Below are 18348 nucleotides of genomic sequence, written 5' to 3'. Positions count from 1 at the left end.
TCAGCCGACAAACCGCGCGGCGATATCCCCGGCCATATAGCTGACGCGCCCGGCAGCCAGCGTTGCCGCGACACGGTTTGTATCTGCCTCCAGAATGACCAGATCGGCACGCTGCCCGGGGGTGAGCGTGCCGCGATCGTGCAACCCAAGTACGCGGGCTGGCCCTGACGACACCAGCGCCCATGCGCCCGCCATGTCCAGAAGGCCGGATTTGGCCAGCATCAAGGCTGCCCGGCGCGGGCTGGGATAGTGATAATCCGAGGCCAGCGCATCGCACAGCCCCATCGCAATCAGGTCCAGCGCGCTAACATTCCCTTTATGCGACCCGCCGCGTACTACATTGGGCGACCCCAGGATGATGTGATCCCCGGCGGTGCGGGTTGCCTCGGCGGCTTCCAGCGTTTCGGGGAACTCTGAAATCCGCGCGCCCCGCGCGCGCCAATCGGCGCGAGTTTGGGCAGTGGCGTCATCGTGGCTGCCCATCCGGACGCCCTGCTTTGTCAAAGCAGTACAGAGTACATCCAGTGCGGTATACACCTCATCCCGGCGAGCATGCATCGACAGCAGCATTTCGAAATGCACCTCGGGATTGCGACCGGCCTTGAGCGCCTGTCCGGTCAGACGCGGGGGCTTACGCCCCTCAGCCAGACGGTCATGCGGCAGGTGGTCGTTGAACACGACATAGGGCACCCGCCAAGCCGCAATCTTTTCTGCCAGTCCGGCGTAATCGTCCAGCATATGCGTTTCAAACCGAAGCTGGGGCATCAGATCGGTGACGGTGTGGTCCTTGACTGCCGCAATGGCATCAAACACCTGCCCTGCGAACTCAGGCCCGCGCACCCCACCTTCCCAACTGTAAAACTGGGCCAGAACGGCTGTGGTGATGCCATTGGCCGCCAGTTCAGCCTCGACCGAGAGGATCCCTTCGTTCATCTGCTTCATGGCACCGCGACGGGGCGCGATGTGCCGTTCAAACCCATCACCATGCAGGTCGATAATACCGGGCAGAACCAGATATCCTGACAGGTCGATCTGCTGCCAGGCAGGGCCTGTCTGAACCACGCCATCGGCAATGGTCAGATCGACATCCGTCAGCCCCTCGCCGGGCAGAAGAACCTCTGCACCGGTCAGAGTCAGGCTTAATGCGGTCATTGCGTGGACTCCGAGTCAGGTTCCGAGCAATCCTGTCCGATGCAGATCTCGTCAATAGCTTCCATCACCCCGTCAAGCCAGGTGATCTGCGGGTCGAACTGGCCGAATTCGATGAAGTGCAGGGCCTGAGCCATGACCCGCGGATTGTTCATCATAAACGTGTGGGTCACCGGCAGAACCAGGTGATCAGTCATTCCTTCGACCTTGGTGCTTTCAACCGAAACCTTACCGTCATCAGGCCCATCAATCAGTGAAGAAAATACCGGGTTTAATGAGTTCTCACCTGCGATAACACCCAGTTCAAAATCCACCGGCGGTAGACGACCCGGGATCCCTTCGGCGCCTGTGCCCAGTTGAAGGCCCGCAGGTCCGTTGAGATAGCCGAACACCTCCCACGCGCTAAGTTCATCGACCAGTTGGCTGCCCTGATTGGGCGGCCCCAGCATGACGACACGACCCATGTTTTCCGGGCTATGATCCTTGAGCCAATAGCGCAACAAAATGCCGCCCATCGAATGTGCCACCACATTGACAGTGTCATCGCCACAAGACGCAAAGGCATCAGGAATGGTTTGTTCGGCCAGTTCGGGAATACCGATCTCGGTCGAGGGATAGCCCGGGCGCACAACCGAATAGTCATGTGACTTGAACAGCTGCTCCATCACGGTGAAAGAGGCCTCGGTCCGCGCAAGACCATGCAACAAGACCACGCATTTCGCGCTGGCCGCGGCAGGAAGCAGAAAGATAAGCAGGGCGATCAGAATTTTCATAAGCGCCAGATAATGCCTTAGCGCCGCTGATGAAAGCCCTACCCCCGCTGACGTTGCAGCACCGCCAGCGCAATGCCGCCCAACACAAGCGCTGCGCCAATCAAAAGCCGGGCCTCTGCTGTTTCGCTCAGCAAGAGGACACCGCCCAGAATAGCAATCACGGGCACGCTCAACTGCACTACAGCTGCAACGGTCGGTGCCAGTTGTGGCAAAACACGGTACCACAACGCATATCCCAGCCCCGAAGTGACCGCCCCGGATATTGCCGACAGCAACAAACCGGTGCCCGTCATCTGCCAACCTCCGCCGAGCAACAGCAAAGCTCCGGCCGTCACCGGAAGGGCAATAACGAAATTCGCCGCCGTCCCGGCAAGCGCATTTGGCTCGGACCGTCCCGCCAGAGAATATGCTGCCCAGCCAATCCCGGCAGCGCACATCAGGGCGGCTCCGACCGGGTCCACGCGAACCGTGCCCGACGGCCAAAGCACATAGGTGAGGCCACCCAATGCAATCGCCGCCCCCAGAAGTTGCTGTCGTGTCGTTGAATTTCCAGTCACGGCAGTGGCCACGAACATCGTGATTTGCACCACCCCGAAAAGGATCAAGGCGCCCAGCCCAGCATCCAGTGTAAGATAGGCGATCGAGAACCCGATCATGTAAAGCGACAAGGCGCCAGCGCCAATGAACCGGCGAGAGCTGCGCAACGGCAGGCTGCCGCCACGTATCAAAACCAGCACCGCCAGCATGAGCGCCCCTGCCAGAACGCGCATAACCGCAAACCCGGCCGGGTCGCTATCGCCGCCTTCAACGGCCATCCGGTTCAGAATAGAGTTCGCTGCAAAGGCGCACATGGTGAGGGCGGTCAGAAGGAACAGTCGCATATCAACCCGATATCGGTTTCACACCGGTTTGGGTACTCACTTTCCTAAGGGGACCGGTTAGACTGTCGACCTCGGAACAGTTTGAGCCACAGTTTCAGTCAAAAGCGGCGTGTCAAAACGAAACGGGGTCGCCCGAAGGCGACCCCGTTCCTTAGCTCTGCAGCTCCCCTCTGGGCGGTTTGGCTATGCTGCCAAGCGCCTGTGGGGCCGTCAGAATTCGCCTAAGCGAATTCGACGTTTTACATCATGCCGCCCATGCCGCCCATGTCGGGCATGCCGCCGCCAGCAGGTGCATCTTTCTGCGGCTTGTCAGCAACCATTGCTTCGGTAGTGATCAGCAAGCCAGCAACCGACGCTGCATCTTCCAATGCGGTACGGACAACTTTGGCCGGGTCAATCACGCCGAATGCGAACATGTCACCATATTCTTCAGTCTGCGCGTTGAAGCCAAATGCCACATCGTCGCTTTCGCGAACTTTGCCAGCAACAACCGCACCGTCGACACCTGCGTTTTCAGCGATCTGGCGCAGAGGCGCTTCGATTGCCTTACGAACGATGTTGATGCCTGCGTCCTGATCAGCGTTTGCGCCTTGCAGAGTGTCCAGTGCTTTACCGGCCTGAACCAGAGCAACACCACCGCCCACAACAACGCCTTCTTGAACAGCAGCGCGGGTCGCGTTCAGAGCATCGTCCACACGGTCCTTACGCTCTTTCACTTCAACTTCGGTCATGCCGCCGACGCGGATAACAGCAACACCGCCTGCCAGTTTGGCAACGCGCTCTTGCAGCTTCTCACGGTCGTAGTCCGACGAGGTTTCTTCGATCTGGGTGCGGATCTGAGCAACACGTGCTTCGATCTCGGCTTTTTCGCCAGCACCGTCGACGATGGTGGTTTCGTCTTTGGTGATCTCGATTTTCTTGGCTGTGCCCAGCATGTCCATAGTCACGGACTCAAGCTTCATGCCCAGATCTTCGCTGATGACCTGACCACCGGTCAGGATTGCGATGTCCTGCAGCATAGCCTTACGGCGATCGCCGAAGCCCGGTGCTTTGACAGCAGCAATTTTCAGGCCGCCGCGCAGTTTGTTAACAACCAGAGTTGCCAGCGCTTCGCCTTCAACGTCTTCTGCAATGATCAGCAGCGGCTTTTGCGACTGGATCACCTGCTCGAGCAGCGGAACCATCGGCTGAAGCGAGGACAGTTTCTTTTCGTGCAACAGGATCATGCAGTCTTCGAGGTCTGCAACCATCTTGTCAGCGTTGGTGACAAAATAAGGCGACAGGTAGCCGCGGTCGAACTGCATGCCTTCGACAACATCGGTCTGGGTTTCCAGGCCTTTGTTTTCTTCGACGGTGATAACACCTTCGTTGCCGACCTTCTGCATCGCGTCTGCGATTTGCTGGCCGATCTCGGTTTCACCGTTGGAAGAAATGGTGCCAACCTGAGCAACTTCAGCCGAGTCCTTGACTTCACGCGAGGCGTTCTTGATGCCTTCAACAACCTTGGCAGTTGCAAGGTCGATGCCGCGCTTCAGGTCCATCGGGTTCAGGCCCGCTGCAACCTGCTTCAGACCTTCTTTGACGATGGATTGAGCCAGAACGGTTGCGGTGGTGGTGCCGTCGCCGGCTTCGTCATTGGTGCGGCTGGCGACTTCTTTCACCATCTGCGCGCCCATGTTTTCGAACTTGTCTTCCAGTTCGATTTCCTTGGCAACCGAAACACCGTCTTTGGTGATGCGCGGTGCGCCGAAAGATTTGTCCAGAACCACGTTGCGGCCTTTGGGGCCCAGGGTCACTTTGACAGCGTCGGCCAGGATGTTCACACCTGCCAGCATGCGGTTACGGGCATCGGTGTCGAACTTGACGTCCTTAGCAGCCATGTCGTTTCTCCTTGAGAAAATGTATTGGGATGAAGATCAGAGGAAGCGCGTGGGCTTACTCGATGATCCCCATGATGTCGCTTTCTTTCATCATCAGCAGCTCTTCGCCGTTGACTTGGACCTCGGTGCCCGACCATTTGCCGAACAGGATCTTGTCGCCAGCTTTTACAGCCATTGCGATCAGCTCGCCGCTGTCCTTGCGTGCGCCTTCGCCGGTCGCAACAACTTCGCCTTCGCTGGGCTTTTCTTTCGCGCTGTCGGGAATGATCAGACCACCAGCGGTTTTCTCATCGCTTTCGGTACGGCGAACCAACACGCGGTCATGAAGCGGTTTCAATGCCATCTTTGCAGCTCCTTGGGCTCAAAGTTTATTTATCCTCCCCTCACCTTGCGGCGAGGCGTTAGCACTCGACCCTTGCGAGTGATAACGGCGTATAGCTAGGGGGTCGAAATCCCTGAGTCAACAAGCGTGAAGAATTTTTTATCCTTGGGACTCAGTCAGGCTGATCCCAGCTATAGGCCCAGTGCTTCAGACCCTCTTGTCCGGATTCCGACAAGGCGTAGACGCCTTTTTCAATTTTGTCGAACCAGCCATAATGGTTTTCGCGCATCAGCCGGGTCGCAATCGAAACACCGGTTGCCTTAGCAACATCTGCCCCTTTTGTGGCACCACATTCTGCAAGATGCGCCGCACAGCGCAAAGCATCCTGACGATAGGCGGTGACGAGGCCGTGGCGTGTGGCGCCGCCTGCGTTCGGATCACCTTCAAGCCTGTCAAACTCGCGCAGCAGCCGCGCTGTTTTGGCCTTGTCTTTTCGCGGGGCGTAGGGCCCAGGATCACAATGCACCTCGACAACGCCATCCGCCCGAACAGTTATCAGGCCAAGGCCCAACCTTCGACATAGCGCCGTGTTGTCCTTCAACGCCCGCCTGGCCGTGCGTCCGCGGGGCTTGAGAACACAGATATAGACATTTTCAGTAACCTTCTGTCGGGTGATTGCCTGGTGAAACAGCGCCAATGAGAAACGCAACTTCAACTCTACAATCAAAGGCTCTTCACCCTCACGAACAGCCATGACATCGACCGCACCGACCTCGCCTTTGACGGTATAGCCCTGACGCTCTAACAGCGCCTTGATTGAGGGGTAGAGATCCTGCTCGCGGTCCATGTGGCTCATGCTATTCGAATTACTGTGGAATGCCAGACACAGATCAGGTCAGTGTCCATCCGGGCAGGTTGAACACCGGCCTTGGCCCCGGCAAGGTCGCACCCCATATAGGGATTGATCCAACCAGGATGGTACGATGCGTTTTTTGATCTTTTTGGCTTGTCTGCTGGTACCTTTCTCGGCCCAAGCGGCCTGCGAGGGGCGCGACCTGAGGTCTGACCTAAGTCCAGAGGCGCAAGCTGATTTGCAGCAGGCTTTGGCCGACTTCCCGTACCCGGAAGGAAATCACTGGATCGCGACAAAAGGCGATACAGTTCTGCATCTGATAGGAACGCTGCACACAAACGACCCGCGTATGGACGCCGTCACAGAAAGGCTGGAACCGACACTCAGCCAGGCGGATGCGTTCTATTTCGAAGTGACTCAGGACGAAATGACCGCTTTTGAACAGGAACTGGCCAAAGACCTCAGCCCTGTTCTGATCACGTCAGGTCCCACACTGATTGAGCTGATGCCGGAAGAGGACTGGGCCGCCCTGTCCAGCGGCCTGGCAGAGCGTGGCATCCCCAGTTGGATGGCTGCAAAAATGCGCCCCTGGTTTCTGAGCATGATGCTGGGTGTCCCCCCATGCATGACCGAGAATCCGGAAGCCAGCTATGGAATGGACGCGCGCCTGACCGACATGGCCGAAGCCCATGACATCCCCCAGTACTCTTTAGAGCAGATTGACGATCTGATGGCGATGTTTGACCAGCACCCGATCGAAAAGCAGGTGCAATCACTGATCCGCATGGCCAGTGCCTTTGAAAGCAGCGAGGATCAGCTGGCGACTATGGTCAATGCCTATCTGGAAGAAAAGCACGCAGAGATCATCCAATTTGCCAGACTAAAAGGGCTTGAAACATCCGGTCTGTCACAAGAGGTCTTCGACGAAGAGTGGTCTAGTTTCGAACAGCAACTTCTAGTCGGGCGCAACAACAACTGGATGCAGCACATATTGGCCATTCAGGACCAAACGGTGGTCATTGCTGTGGGCGCCGGACATTTGGGCGATGACCATGGTCTGTTGAACCAGTTGGAACAGGCTGGATACACGCTGAAACGTGCCGCTTTCTAGGCCCGGCCTTACCCTTCGTCGCAGTTTACGCAGGGGCGGGTGACAAGTGTGCCAGACCACCCTATAAGGCGCCCAAATCTACTCTCCTCAGGACGCTGAAATGACAACCCTCGTATTTGGACATAAATCCCCCGACACTGATTCCACCGGTTCGCCGATCCTGTGGTCGTGGTACATGAACGAAATCAAAGGCGAACAGGCCGAGCCTGTCCTGCTGGGCGAACCCAACACTGAAGCAGCCTTTATGCTGCAGCACTGGGACCTGCCCAAGCCGCGCATCATCACAGACGTAGAGGCTGACGCACCGGTTGTTATTGTCGACACGAACAACCCCGCCGAGCTGCCCGCCAGTATCAACGGCGCCGATATCCGCGCCATTATCGACCACCATAAACTGGTCGGCGGTCTGGAAACCAAAGGCCCGATCGACATCACCGTGCGGCCGCTGGCCTGCACCGCCACTATCATGGTTGACATGATCGGCGACGATGCCGCCAAAATGCCCGATGCCATCAAAGGCGCGGCGCTGACTTGCATCCTGTCGGACACGTTGGAATTCCGCTCGCCCACCACAACCGCGCATGACCGCGCTGTGGCCGAAAAACTGGCCGCGGATCTGGGTCTGGACGTCTCGGCCTATGCTGCAGAAATGTTCGCGGCCAAATCAGATGTGTCCTCATTCTCGGACGCCGAGCTGATCCGGATGGACAGCAAGGAATACGAAGTCGACGGCACCAAATTCCGCGTTTCGGTTCTGGAAACCACAGCACCGGGTGTCGTGCTGGACCGCAAAGACAGCCTTGCGGCGTCGATGGCCGACGTAGCAAAAGAGGACGGTGTCGATCAGGTATTGCTGTTCGTGGTCGATATTCTGAACGAAGAAGCCACCCTGCTGGTTCCCAACGATCTGGTCAAAGCCGTGGCCGAGAAAAGCTTTGGCGCTTCGGTTGATGGCGACGCGGTCGTTCTGCCCGGGATCATGAGCCGTAAGAAACAGATCATTCCGAACCTCAAGGTCTGATCCCAAAATCACCAAAGGCGCCTTGATCGGGCGCCTTTTTTGCTAGGCATTGCCCTTACCGGCCAAACACCACACGCACTGTCTTAGGCTGAAACGACACTCTTTCCAGATCAATGGGGGCCCATCATGACGCAGATCATCCACGCATTGCCCGAGGTTTCCAGCCGGTATAAAGCCCTATTCGTCGATCTTTGGGGCTGTGTTCACAATGGCATCACCGCTTACCCCGAAGCGGTTGCGGCCCTGCAGGCCTATCGCGCGCAAGGCGGCATTGTTGTCCTGGTGACAAACTCACCCAAGCCGCGTGCTGGCGTCGCTACCCAGCTGGCGCAATTCAATGTCCCAGACGACGCCTATGACACGATTGCAACCAGCGGAGATTCGGCCCGGTCGGCCATGTTCCGTGGCGCAGTGGGCGAAAAGGTCTATTTCATAGGCGAATGGCAGCGGGACGCGGGATTCTTTGAACCGCTGAAGTTGTTGGACCACCCGATTCATATCGAGCGCGTGCCGCTGGCCGAGGCAGAGGGCATTGCTTGTTGCGGCCCCTTCGATCCTATGGCCGATCCGTCTGTGAACCGCGCTGATTTCCTGTACGCCAAACAAAAGGGGCTGAAGCTGCTTTGTGCCAATCCCGATATTGTGGTGGACCGCGGCGAGGTTCGGGAGTGGTGCGCTGGTGCATTAGCCAGGCTTTATACGGAAATGGGTGGCGAAAGCCTATATTTCGGAAAGCCTCATCCGCCGATCTATGATCTTGCCCGCCGCAGGTTGCAGGAACTTGGCCACGACATCCCCAATGAGGACATTCTTGTCATCGGAGACGGTCCGCACACCGACATTCTGGGTGGAATGGGGGAAGGCATTGATTCTCTTTTCATCTCGGGCGGGCTAGCCGCGGCCGAGACAAAAACCGAGGCACATCCGCATCATGACTCCCTAACTGATTATATTCAAAAGGAAAAGATAAACCCGACCTATACGATCGGCCGCCTTAGGTAGTCAAAAAAGGCTTGATTTTCTGCAGTTGCAAAGTAATAAAGTTTCCCAACAGGGGTGACTTTGATTTTTTTGTTGCCCGATGAATTCGAGTGAGGGCAACATGTTGGATAATCTTCCACGCGGCACGATCTGTATTGAAGACATCGAGATGGGCATGTCCCGTCACCTTCGCAAAGTGGTGACGGACGAGGATATCGAAATGTTCGCTCAGGTGTCGACCGACAGAAACCCCGTACATCTGGACGACGATTACGCCCGCGACACGATCTTCGAGGGGCGCATCGCGCATGGGATGCTGACCGCGGGTCTGATCTCGGCCGTGATCGGCGAGCAGTTGCCGGGCCACGGCACAGTTTACATGGGGCAGTCGCTGAAGTTTCTCGCTCCTGTTCGCCCGGGTGACATGGTCTATGCCGAGGTCAAGGTGATCGACATTGATTTTGCCAAGCGTCGGGTCAAGCTCGATTGTCACTGCGCAGTGGATGGCAAGAAGGTGCTGGTCGGCGAAGCCATGGTGCTGGCCCCGTCGCGCAAATTCGACTGAGCGTTTCCGGGGGTCTCAGACCCTTGAACAAGCGCGCCTGTCCCGCTAGGCAGTCGCTATGCGCATCATTCGTGACCTCCAATTCATCGAACCCCAAGATCGCGGCGCCAGCGTGGCGATCGGGAATTTCGACGGCGTTCATATCGGCCACCAATCTGTGATTGAACTGGCCCTCAGCGCCGCGCCGAGTGCACCTTTGGGCGTACTGACATTCGAGCCGCATCCCAGAGAATACTTCGCCCCGGACACCCCGCCCTTTCGCCTGATGCGCGGCAATGCCCGCGCGCACCGGTTAGCAAAACTGGGGGTCGAAAAGCTGTATGAGCTGCCGTTCAACGCCGCATTGGCTGGCCTGACGCCCAGGGAATTCGCCCGCAACGTGATCTGCGACGGGCTCGGCCTGTCGCATGTCGTCGTCGGTGCCGATTTCTGTTTCGGCAAAGGCCGCAGCGGCACCGCTGATGACTTGGTGCTCTTTGGGCAAGAGATGGGGTTCGGTGTCACCATCGCTCCGTTGATGGAGCGGTCCGAAAATGTCGTTTCTTCCACTGCGATCCGTACTGCACTGACCGAGGGCCGCCCGCAGGATGCCGCTACCATGCTGGGTCACTGGCACCGGATCGAAGGCGAGGTGATCGGAGGCGAACAACGGGGCCGTGAACTGGGATTTCCCACCGCAAACATGTCCATTGAGGGGCTGCATCCGCCAAGATTCGGCGTCTATGCCGTACTGGTCGATGTTCTGGATGGACCTCATCTGGGCAGCTATCAGGGCGCAGCCTCGATTGGGACGCGACCGATGTTCAATGGTGAGGTCCCCAATATCGAAACCTTCCTGTTCGACTTCTCGGGTGACCTTTATGGCGCGACCCTGTCGGTGGGTCTGGTAGAATACCTGCGCCCCGAGATGACCTTTGACGGTCTGGACGGCCTGATCGCGCAGATGGATGCCGATTGCGACAAGGCCCGCGGCCTGCTGGCGGACCGATGACAACGGATCCGATCGACCGCACCGGCCTGGCCCCCAGGTACTGGGAACGAAAACCGCTAACCCGCATGAACCAGGCCGAATGGGAAGCTTTGTGCGATGGCTGCGGCAAATGTTGTCTGAACAAACTGGAAGATGAAGACACCGGCGAGGTTGCCCTGACCTGCGTCGCCTGCCGTCTGCTGGATGACGAAAGTTGCCGCTGCACCCAATACGATATCCGCCACCAATTTGTGCCGGAATGTATCGTGATGACGCCGGGCAACATCAACGATCACGCCTATTGGCTGCCACAGACCTGTGCCTATCGCCTGTTGTGGGAGGGCAAACCCCTACACGACTGGCACCCCTTGATTTCTGGCACACCGGACAGCGTTCATGCCGCCGGAGTCTCGGTTCAGGGGCGGACCGTGTCCGAATTCGAAACTCCGCTGGAGGAGTGGGAAGATCATATCATCGAGGAGCCCAGCTAATGTACTTTGCCTCTGACAATTCGGGGCCGGTTCACCCGGCGGTCATGGAAGCGCTGAATGCTGCCAATCAGGGCTATCAGATGGCCTATGGAACCGACACCCTGATGAATGAGGTCCGGGATCGCATTCGCGGGGTGTTCGAGGCACCTGGCGCCGCCGTGTATCTGGTGGCCACCGGGACCGCGGCGAATTCGCTGGCGCTGGCGACGCTGGCGCAGCCGTGGGAGACGGTGTTCTGCTCACCTGTGGCCCATATCCACGAGGATGAGTGCAACGCGCCCGAGTTTTACAGCGGCGCCAAGCTGACGCTGGTTCCGGGCGCGGACAAGATGGCGCCGGACGCGCTGCGCGGCTCGATTCTGGCCGAAGAAACACGCGGCGTGCATGGACCGCAGCGCGGACCTGTATCCATTACGCAGGTGACCGAACGAGGGTCTGTTTACACCCTGTCAGAATTGCAGGCGCTCTGCGCTGTGGCCAAAGAGTATGGGCTGCCTGTCCATTTGGACGGTGCGCGTTTTTCCAACGCCCTTGTTGCGTTGAACTGCTCACCCGCCGAGATGACGTGGAAAGCAGGCGTGGATGCGGTCAGTTTTGGCGGCACCAAAAACGGGCTGATGGGCGTCGAAGCCGTTGTCTTCTTTGATGAAAGCAAAGCCTGGGAATTCGAATTGCGCCGCAAGCGCGGGGCGCATTTGTTCTCCAAGCACCGCTATCTGTCCGCCCAAATGGCGGCGTATCTGCAGGATGATCTGTGGCTGAAACTGGCCCGTCAGGCCAATAACAACTGCGCCCGTCTGACCGAGGGGTTGCGGGCCAAAGGTGCCTCTTTCCTGCACGCGCCGCAGGCGAATATGATTTTTGCCCAATTTTCACGCGCCCAACACAAGCAACTGCATGCCGCAGGTGCTGTTTACCACCTGTGGGGGGCAGAGCTGGACGGGGCAGATGACAGCGAAATTCTAGCCTGTCGGCTGGTTTGTGACTGGTCCATCGAGCCTGCGCAAATTGATCGGTTCATCGCGCTCTTGTAACGACGCGCCCGAAGCTTCAGGCAGTGGCAGGCAGTCTGTTCCAAAAAGCCTCGATCAGAGCGCCGGTCTCTGTCGGGTGAGAGATCGGAGCCATATGCCCTGCCCCTTCGATCACGGTGCTTTCGGCCATTGGAAGACGGGATTTCAATCCAGAGTTTATCGCGACCATCACTGGGTGGGTGAGCGCGCCATGCAGCAGCAATACCGGCATATTGGCGTGTGCGATCCGCTCGGGCCGTAGCAAGCCTTTGGAATCCATTATCAGTTCGTTTTCGACCTCGGACACCAGATGAATTCCACGCACCATCCCCGCCCGTGCAGTTTCGGGCATGTCTGACCAACGCGGTCCCCTATCTCCGGCCCACAACCGGTTGAACAGCCTTGCCGCCAAAGGTTCGTCGCCTGATGCAAGCGCGTCCATACAGGGTTGGGCAACATGCGCGTATTCCGCCACAAGGTCCGGGGCATCCTGCTGTGCCACCGCAAAATACACCGGTTCGATCAGTACGACACTGCGAACCAATGTTGGGTGCTCGACCGCCAGCCGCAATGCAATCGCCGCGCCAAAAGAATGCCCGACCACGTCCATCGACTCGGTCAAATGTTCAAGTGTGGCTTCGGTCAGCCGGTCATACAGATCCCCCTGGCGATCCCAGTCCGGGCTGCGCCCATGGGACAGCATATCCGGTGCAATAAAACTTGCCTGCCCTTTCATCGCCGCGGCTAGGCCTGCCCAGACCCCGGAATGAGCAATGGTACAATGCAAGGCCAGCACAGGGCGATCACCCTGCCCCAGCCGCGTGACATGCAGGTTCTGCGCAACAGCCATTATCGTGTCCTATTCCTTCAGCCCGGCCAGATGCCCGTCCAGATCGTCCAACCTGTCTTGGCCCCAGAACCGCTGATCGTCTTCCGTTATATAAAACGGAGCTCCAAAAACTCCGCGTTCCACGGCTTCTTCCAGATTGGCGGTATAGGTCTCAGCCCCGAGCAGCAAGCCGCTATCGGCCAGATCCGGGGAAAACCCAGCGTCAGCCAGGCAAGCGCGGATTACGTCGTCCTGCGCGATGTCCTTTTCCTCGGCCCAGCAGGCGCGCACAAAGGAATGCACCAGCTGTCCCACATCCCCTGACTCGTCCTGAATGGCGGCGATGATCGCGTATGAGGACGGCGCCGCATTGGTGGGCCAATGGGCCGGCCGCAGATTGAACGCCATACCCAGCTTTTTTGACTGTCGCTGCATTTCTTGCGTCCGGTATTCGATGCGCGAGATATGGCGGTCCTTGGGCGGAACACCTCCCGTACGTCCGAACAGGGCGACGATATCAAGCGGCTTGTAGTTGATTGTCGCACCATGTTTGGCCGCAATCTCCTCCAGGCGCAGTCCCGCCAGGTAGGTGTATGGCGAGAGTGTCGCAAAAAAGTAGTCAATGGTGGACATGTGAACTTTCTCCGCAGCGTTATCTTTGCTGGACGGTAAGGCCATGCTAAGCGGTGTCAACATCACGAATCTGTCACATTTGCCATTGCTGCCCGGGGACCTCAGCCGATGCCGACACTTCACGAACCCAAGTTAATCGCTGGGAACGCCAATCTTCCGCTTGCCGAATCCATTGCACGCCGAATGAGCCTGTATCGCGGCGTCGATCAGGGTCTGGTCGATGCCCGGGTCGAACGGTTTAACGACGGTGAAATCTTTGTCGAAGTGTTCGAGAACGTGCGCGGCGAAGATATGTTCATCGTCCAGCCCACCTCGAACCCGGCCAATGACAATCTGATGGAGCTGCTCATCATTGCTGATGCGCTGCGCCGTTCGTCGGCCCAACGGATTACCGCCGTGATCCCCTATTTCGGCTATGCCCGCCAGGACCGCCGCACCAAGGCCCGCACACCGATCAGCGCCAAGCTGGTGGCCAACATGCTGACTGGCGCCGGGATCGAGCGCATCCTGACCATGGATCTGCACGCAGCGCAGATTCAGGGGTTCTTCGACATGCCTGTCGACAACCTTTATGCCTCGCCGATCTTTGCGCTGGATGTGAAACATCAGTTCAAGGACAGCCTCGACGAGATTATGGTCGTTTCGCCCGATGTGGGTGGCGTGGCCCGCGCGCGCGAGTTGGCCAAGCGGATCAACGCCCCGCTGTCGATCGTGGACAAACGCCGCGAAAAAGCCGGCGAAGTCGCCGAGATGACCGTAATTGGCGATGTCAGAGACAAGATCTGTTTGATCGTGGACGACATGTGCGACACGGCCGGCACCCTGTGCAAAGCGGCGCAAGTACTGCTGGATAATGGTGCGAAGGAAGTTCATTCCTACATCACACACGGCGTCATGAGCGGCCCTGCGGTCGAACGCGTGACCAATTCGGTGATGAAATCTCTGGTGCTGACCGACACGATCCAGCCGACAGAAGAAATAACCAAGGCCAAGAACATCCGCATCGTGCCCACGGCCCCGATCTTTACGCAGGCGATCCTGAATATCTGGAACGGCACCAGTGTATCGTCACTGTTCGAGGATAAGACCCTGACGCCGATCTACGAGTCGATGTATCATAGGGATTGATCGAACGCGGCGGCCCAAGGGCCGCCTCTTTTCTTTCTGAAATACAGGTCGGAGTTTACCGTGACAGCCTCAAAACGCATTGTTCTATCGAGCGACCACGCAGCTATCGAATTACGCCAGGCGGTTGCCTCTCATATTGCGGCCCAGGGATGGGACGTCGTCGATATCGGCCCCAAGACACCTGAGAGCACCCATTACCCTGTTCATGGCAAAGCCGCCGCCCAAGCAGTGGCTTCCGGGGATTGTCAGCTTGGCATCGTTCTGTGTGGAACGGGTCAAGGTATCATGATGGCGGCCAACAAGGTCCCCGGCATTCGCTGCGGTGTCTGCTCGGATGCCTTTTCCGCACGCATGATCCGCCAGCATAACGACGCCAACATGTTGTCTGTCGGCGCCCGGGTCGTGGGTGAGGGTCAGGCGCTGGATATAGTGGATGCGTTCCTGTCAGCCGAATTCGAAGGCGGACGGCATGCACACCGGGTCGCCATGATAGAGGCATCGGACGAGTCCTAAACCCAAGGCTGGCTTCACAGAATATCCCAGTCATCCTCATGCGGCACCTCGCCGAACGCTGTCCAAGATATTCGGATGCGCGCGATGCGGGTATCCGACCAGGTACGGAACACCGCAGCAAATCCCTCGGGCGTGATGTCCTCGGCCTTGACCTCGGCGCGCAATGCCGAAGATGTATCAACATCCCACAGTGACACGCTGATCTGTACAACAGGCGCGGAACGGTATGGCTGGCTGAATTCTATGTCCGAGCGTCGTTCGCGCGGCCCCTCGCCTGTCCACATGTCACCGCCATCTGCGAAGTCGGAGAACAGCACAACTTCGCCTTGGTCGATACCAATCGGATGGGTACTAAAAGTCTGCATTTTGTCGTCTTTTATAAAGAATTACGGAACCTTAGACCGCCCTTCATCCAAAATCACCACAAAAAAACGGCCCCGCACAGGCAGGGCCGTTTCTAAATCTACATGTCCTGAAACTTACAGGCTCATATGTGTCCCAAGAGCTTCCATATCGGCCAGCAGCTTGGCCGCATCGTCGACGACTGATTGATCGTCGCCGCCTTTGGCCGCGTCATGCGACGCACGTGCCTCGGCGATCAGATCGTCCAGATGCGCGCGGGTCACTTCAGAGACCGGAATGGCCTTTTCGGCCAGAACCGACATGCTGTCGCCATTGATCTGGGCAAACCCGCCGGTGACCAGGTATTCGCTGGACCCTTCGGGTGCCTCGACCTTTAGCAGACCGGGGCGCAACGTGGTGATGGTGGGGGCATGATCGGGCATCGCCGTCATGTCCCCGTCCGCGCCGGGAAGCTGGACCGCAGTCACCGCGAGCGAAGCAAGGCTCCGCTCGGGGCTGACGAGGTCAAAGTGCATCGTGTTTGCCATCAGGTGTGCTCCTTAGGCGGCTTCTGCGGCCATCTTTTCCGCTTTGGCGATCACTTCATCGATACCGCCAACCATCAGGAAGGCTGCCTCGGGCAGGTGATCGTATTCGCCGGCCACAACGGCCTTGAACGACGCGATGGTGACATCCAGAGGAACCTGAACACCAGGCGAGCCAGTGAAGACTTCGGCCACGTCAAACGGCTGCGACAGGAAGCGTTCAATCTTACGGGCACGGGCCACGGTCAGTTTGTCTTCTTCCGACAGTTCGTCCATGCCGAGGATCGCGATGATGTCCTGCAGCGACTTATAGCGCTGGAGGATCTGCTGAACGTCAGTCGCAACGGTATAATGCTCTTCACCGACGATGGCCGGGTCGAGCAGACGCGAGGTCGAGTCGAGCGGGTCAACGGCAGGGTAGATACCCTTTTCCGAGATCGCACGGTTCAGAACGGTTGTCGCGTCCAGGTGTGCAAACGATGTGGCCGGCGCAGGGTCGGTCAAGTCATCCGCAGGAACATAGACGGCCTGAACCGACGTGATCGAGCCGGACTTGGTCGAGGTGATGCGTTCCTGCATCGCGCCCATGTCGGTCGCCAGTGTCGGCTGATAGCCCACCGCCGAAGGAATACGACCCAGCAGAGCCGAAACCTCGGAACCCGCCTGCGTAAAGCGGAAGATGTTGTCGACAAAGAACAGAACGTCGGCACCGGTTGCATCACGGAACTGTTCCGCCAGGGTCAGACCCGACAGAGCGATCCGCATACGGGCACCCGGAGGCTCGTTCATCTGGCCGTAAACCAGCGCGATTTTCGAGTCTTCCAGCTTGTCGGGAACGATAACGCCGGATTCAATCATCTCGTGATACAGGTCGTTGCCTTCACGGGTTCGCTCACCAACACCGGCGAACACGGACACGCCTGAGTGCACTTTGGCGATGTTGTTGATCAGTTCCATGATCAGAACGGTTTTGCCAACACCGGCGCCGCCGAACAGGCCGATCTTACCGCCTTTGGCGTAAGGGGCCAGCAGGTCAACAACCTTGATGCCGGTCACCAGAACTTCGGATTCAGTGGCCTGATCCGCGAAATCCGGCGCGTCCTGGTGGATGGAGCGCGTTTCGGTGGTTTCCACGGGACCTTTTTCGTCGATGGGCTCGCCCACAACGTTCAGGATACGGCCCAGTGTCGCGTTGCCGACCGGAACCGCGATCGGTGCGCCGGTGTCGGTGACTTCGGCACCACGTACAAGACCTTCTGTCGCGTCCATCGCAATGGTGCGGACAGTGTTTTCGCCCAGGTGCTGTGCCACTTCCAAAACCAGCTTCTTGCCGTTGTTGGTGGTGTCCAGCGCGTTCAGAATTTCAGGCAGTGCGTCATCGAACTGCACGTCGACGACGGCCCCGATAATCTGAGTGACTTTGCCTTTTGCATTCGCCATGTTTCGTCTCCGGTTTGTCTCTACAGCGCTTCGGCGCCGGAAATAATTTCAATCAGCTCGTTGGTGATCACGGCCTGACGCGAACGGTTGAACTGGATCGTCAGCTTGTCGATCATCTCACCCGCGTTGCGTGTCGCGTTGTCCATCGCGGACATCCGTGCACCCTGTTCCGAGGCCCCGTTTTCAAGCAGTCCCGAGAAGATCGCAGTCGCAACCGCCTTGGGCAGCAGATCGGCCAGGATGGCCTCTTCGCTGGGCTCGTAATCAAAGACCGCGCCGCTGTCGTCCCCTTCGACATCCTCGAATGAGGCAGGGATGATCTGCTGTGCCGTCGGGGTCTGGCTTACGACGTTGACGAACTTCGAGTAGAAGATCGTGGCAACGTCGAATTCACCCGCGTCGAAACGGGACAGGACGTCTTTTGCGATGTCCTGCGCGTTGGTATAGCCCAGACGCTTGACCTCGCTCAGATCGACATGGCCCACGAACAGGTCGCCAAAGTCGCGCTTGATTGCATCACGACCTTTTTTGCCAACGGTCAGAATTTTGACCGTCTTGCCCTTTGCCTTCAGCTCGTAAGCCTTGGCGCGGGCCAGCTTGGCGATGTTCGAGTTGAAGCCGCCACACAGGCCGCGTTCAGCTGTCATCACAACCAGCAGATGGACATCATCACTGCCCGTACCACGGAGCAGCTTGGGGGCGCTGTCGCTGCCCCCGACCGATGCCGCCAGCCCCGCCATCACGGCATTGAACCGTGCGGCATAGGGGCGCGAGGCTTCGGCAGATTCCTGGGCGCGGCGCAGTTTTGCGGCCGCGACCATCTGCATGGCCTTGGTGATCTTGCGGGTCGATTTGACCGACTCGATCCTGTTTTTTAGATCCTTAAGATTTGGCATGTGCCCGCCTCT

General features: G+C 58.2%; 21 protein-coding genes. 9 read left to right on the top strand and 12 right to left on the bottom strand.

What is annotated here, in order from left to right; translation table 11 throughout:
• From AC2FLB_RS04140 to AC2FLB_RS04115, 6 genes are all read right to left on the bottom strand, one after another.
• A complete protein-coding gene (locus tag AC2FLB_RS04140) occupies positions 1-1152 on the bottom strand; it encodes an alpha-D-ribose 1-methylphosphonate 5-triphosphate diphosphatase (RefSeq protein WP_496708696.1) in 1152 nt (383 codons plus the stop codon).
• Positions 1149-1922, bottom strand: a complete 774-nt coding sequence (locus AC2FLB_RS04135; RefSeq protein ID WP_496708695.1) for an alpha/beta fold hydrolase — start codon at positions 1920-1922, stop codon at positions 1149-1151. Before AC2FLB_RS04135 ends, AC2FLB_RS04140 begins: the two co-directional genes overlap by 4 nt.
• A 38-nt stretch (positions 1923-1960) precedes the next feature.
• Entirely contained in the window at positions 1961-2803 is an 843-nt protein-coding gene (locus AC2FLB_RS04130) for a DMT family transporter (RefSeq protein WP_496708694.1), read from the bottom strand.
• A 239-nt stretch (positions 2804-3042) separates the two neighbouring features.
• On the bottom strand, positions 3043-4683 hold the full coding sequence (gene groL / locus AC2FLB_RS04125) for a chaperonin GroEL (RefSeq protein WP_496691017.1): 1641 nt from the start codon (positions 4681-4683) through the stop codon (positions 3043-3045).
• A 55-nt stretch (positions 4684-4738) separates the two neighbouring features.
• Positions 4739-5026, bottom strand: coding sequence for a co-chaperone GroES (locus AC2FLB_RS04120; RefSeq protein WP_120632017.1), 288 nt, complete (start codon positions 5024-5026; stop codon positions 4739-4741).
• Positions 5027-5177: 151 nt separating this feature from the next.
• Positions 5178-5852, bottom strand: a complete 675-nt coding sequence (locus AC2FLB_RS04115; RefSeq protein ID WP_496708834.1) for a DUF2161 domain-containing phosphodiesterase — start codon at positions 5850-5852, stop codon at positions 5178-5180.
• Between the two features lie 136 nt (positions 5853-5988).
• Here AC2FLB_RS04115 and AC2FLB_RS04110 point away from each other — a divergent pair, with 136 nt between their 5' ends.
• The 7 genes from AC2FLB_RS04110 (at position 5989) to AC2FLB_RS04080 (ending at position 12031) form a co-directional block, all read left to right on the top strand.
• Positions 5989-6969, top strand: coding sequence for a TraB/GumN family protein (locus tag AC2FLB_RS04110; protein WP_496708693.1), 981 nt, complete (start codon positions 5989-5991; stop codon positions 6967-6969).
• Positions 6970-7069: 100 nt separating this feature from the next.
• Positions 7070-7990: a manganese-dependent inorganic pyrophosphatase gene (locus tag AC2FLB_RS04105; protein ID WP_281972652.1), complete on the top strand. Its 921-nt coding sequence runs from the start codon at positions 7070-7072 to the stop codon at positions 7988-7990.
• A 126-nt stretch (positions 7991-8116) separates the two neighbouring features.
• Complete coding sequence (locus AC2FLB_RS04100) at positions 8117-8992, top strand: HAD family hydrolase (protein ID WP_496708692.1); 876 nt, start codon at positions 8117-8119, stop codon at positions 8990-8992.
• A gap of 100 nt (positions 8993-9092) precedes the next feature.
• A complete protein-coding gene (locus tag AC2FLB_RS04095) occupies positions 9093-9536 on the top strand; it encodes a MaoC family dehydratase (protein WP_074736482.1) in 444 nt (147 codons plus the stop codon).
• Between the two features lie 58 nt (positions 9537-9594).
• Positions 9595-10527 (top strand): bifunctional riboflavin kinase/FAD synthetase, encoded by a 933-nt coding sequence (locus tag AC2FLB_RS04090; RefSeq protein WP_496708691.1) that lies wholly within the window; start codon positions 9595-9597, stop codon positions 10525-10527.
• Complete coding sequence (locus AC2FLB_RS04085) at positions 10524-10997, top strand: YcgN family cysteine cluster protein (RefSeq protein ID WP_496708690.1); 474 nt, start codon at positions 10524-10526, stop codon at positions 10995-10997. Before AC2FLB_RS04090 ends, AC2FLB_RS04085 begins: the two co-directional genes overlap by 4 nt.
• The gene (locus tag AC2FLB_RS04080; protein WP_496701890.1) at positions 10997-12031 is read left to right on the top strand and encodes a threonine aldolase family protein; all 1035 of its coding nucleotides are present in this window, start codon (positions 10997-10999) and stop codon (positions 12029-12031) included. The genes AC2FLB_RS04085 and AC2FLB_RS04080 overlap by 1 nt, the downstream gene beginning before the upstream one ends.
• 16 nt (positions 12032-12047) lie before the next feature.
• Here AC2FLB_RS04080 and AC2FLB_RS04075 read toward each other — a convergent pair whose 3' ends face one another.
• Together AC2FLB_RS04075 and AC2FLB_RS04070 are read right to left on the bottom strand one after the other, a co-directional pair.
• Positions 12048-12860: an alpha/beta fold hydrolase gene (locus AC2FLB_RS04075; protein WP_496708689.1), complete on the bottom strand. Its 813-nt coding sequence runs from the start codon at positions 12858-12860 to the stop codon at positions 12048-12050.
• A 9-nt stretch (positions 12861-12869) separates the two neighbouring features.
• The gene (locus tag AC2FLB_RS04070) at positions 12870-13472 is read right to left on the bottom strand and encodes a 2-hydroxychromene-2-carboxylate isomerase (protein ID WP_496708688.1); all 603 of its coding nucleotides are present in this window, start codon (positions 13470-13472) and stop codon (positions 12870-12872) included.
• Between the two features lie 108 nt (positions 13473-13580).
• On the opposite strand from AC2FLB_RS04070, the gene AC2FLB_RS04065 reads away from it, so the two are divergent.
• Together AC2FLB_RS04065 and rpiB are read left to right on the top strand one after the other, a co-directional pair.
• Complete coding sequence (locus AC2FLB_RS04065) at positions 13581-14600, top strand: ribose-phosphate pyrophosphokinase (protein WP_142636504.1); 1020 nt, start codon at positions 13581-13583, stop codon at positions 14598-14600.
• A 60-nt stretch (positions 14601-14660) separates the two neighbouring features.
• Entirely contained in the window at positions 14661-15113 is a 453-nt protein-coding gene (gene rpiB / locus AC2FLB_RS04060) for a ribose 5-phosphate isomerase B (RefSeq protein ID WP_142636502.1), read from the top strand.
• Between the two features lie 14 nt (positions 15114-15127).
• On the opposite strand, the gene AC2FLB_RS04055 is transcribed toward rpiB, so the two are convergent.
• The 4 genes from AC2FLB_RS04055 to AC2FLB_RS04040 all read right to left on the bottom strand — a co-directional run bounded on the left by AC2FLB_RS04055 (position 15128) and on the right by AC2FLB_RS04040 (position 18336).
• Positions 15128-15478, bottom strand: coding sequence for an H-type lectin domain-containing protein (locus AC2FLB_RS04055; protein WP_496708687.1), 351 nt, complete (start codon positions 15476-15478; stop codon positions 15128-15130).
• Between the two features lie 114 nt (positions 15479-15592).
• A complete protein-coding gene (locus AC2FLB_RS04050) occupies positions 15593-16003 on the bottom strand; it encodes a F0F1 ATP synthase subunit epsilon (RefSeq protein ID WP_142636498.1) in 411 nt (136 codons plus the stop codon).
• 12 nt (positions 16004-16015) lie between these two features.
• Entirely contained in the window at positions 16016-17440 is a 1425-nt protein-coding gene (atpD, locus tag AC2FLB_RS04045; RefSeq protein WP_142636495.1) for a F0F1 ATP synthase subunit beta, read from the bottom strand.
• Positions 17441-17460: 20 nt separating this feature from the next.
• The gene (locus tag AC2FLB_RS04040) at positions 17461-18336 is read right to left on the bottom strand and encodes a F0F1 ATP synthase subunit gamma (protein WP_496691024.1); all 876 of its coding nucleotides are present in this window, start codon (positions 18334-18336) and stop codon (positions 17461-17463) included.
• Between the last annotated feature and the right edge of the window lie 12 nt (positions 18337-18348).

Source organism: Ruegeria sp. CDSA236 (genome assembly GCF_059611285.1).
The sequence above is the reverse complement of the archived record's forward strand: the minus strand, read 5'-3'. Positions and strand labels throughout refer to the sequence as shown.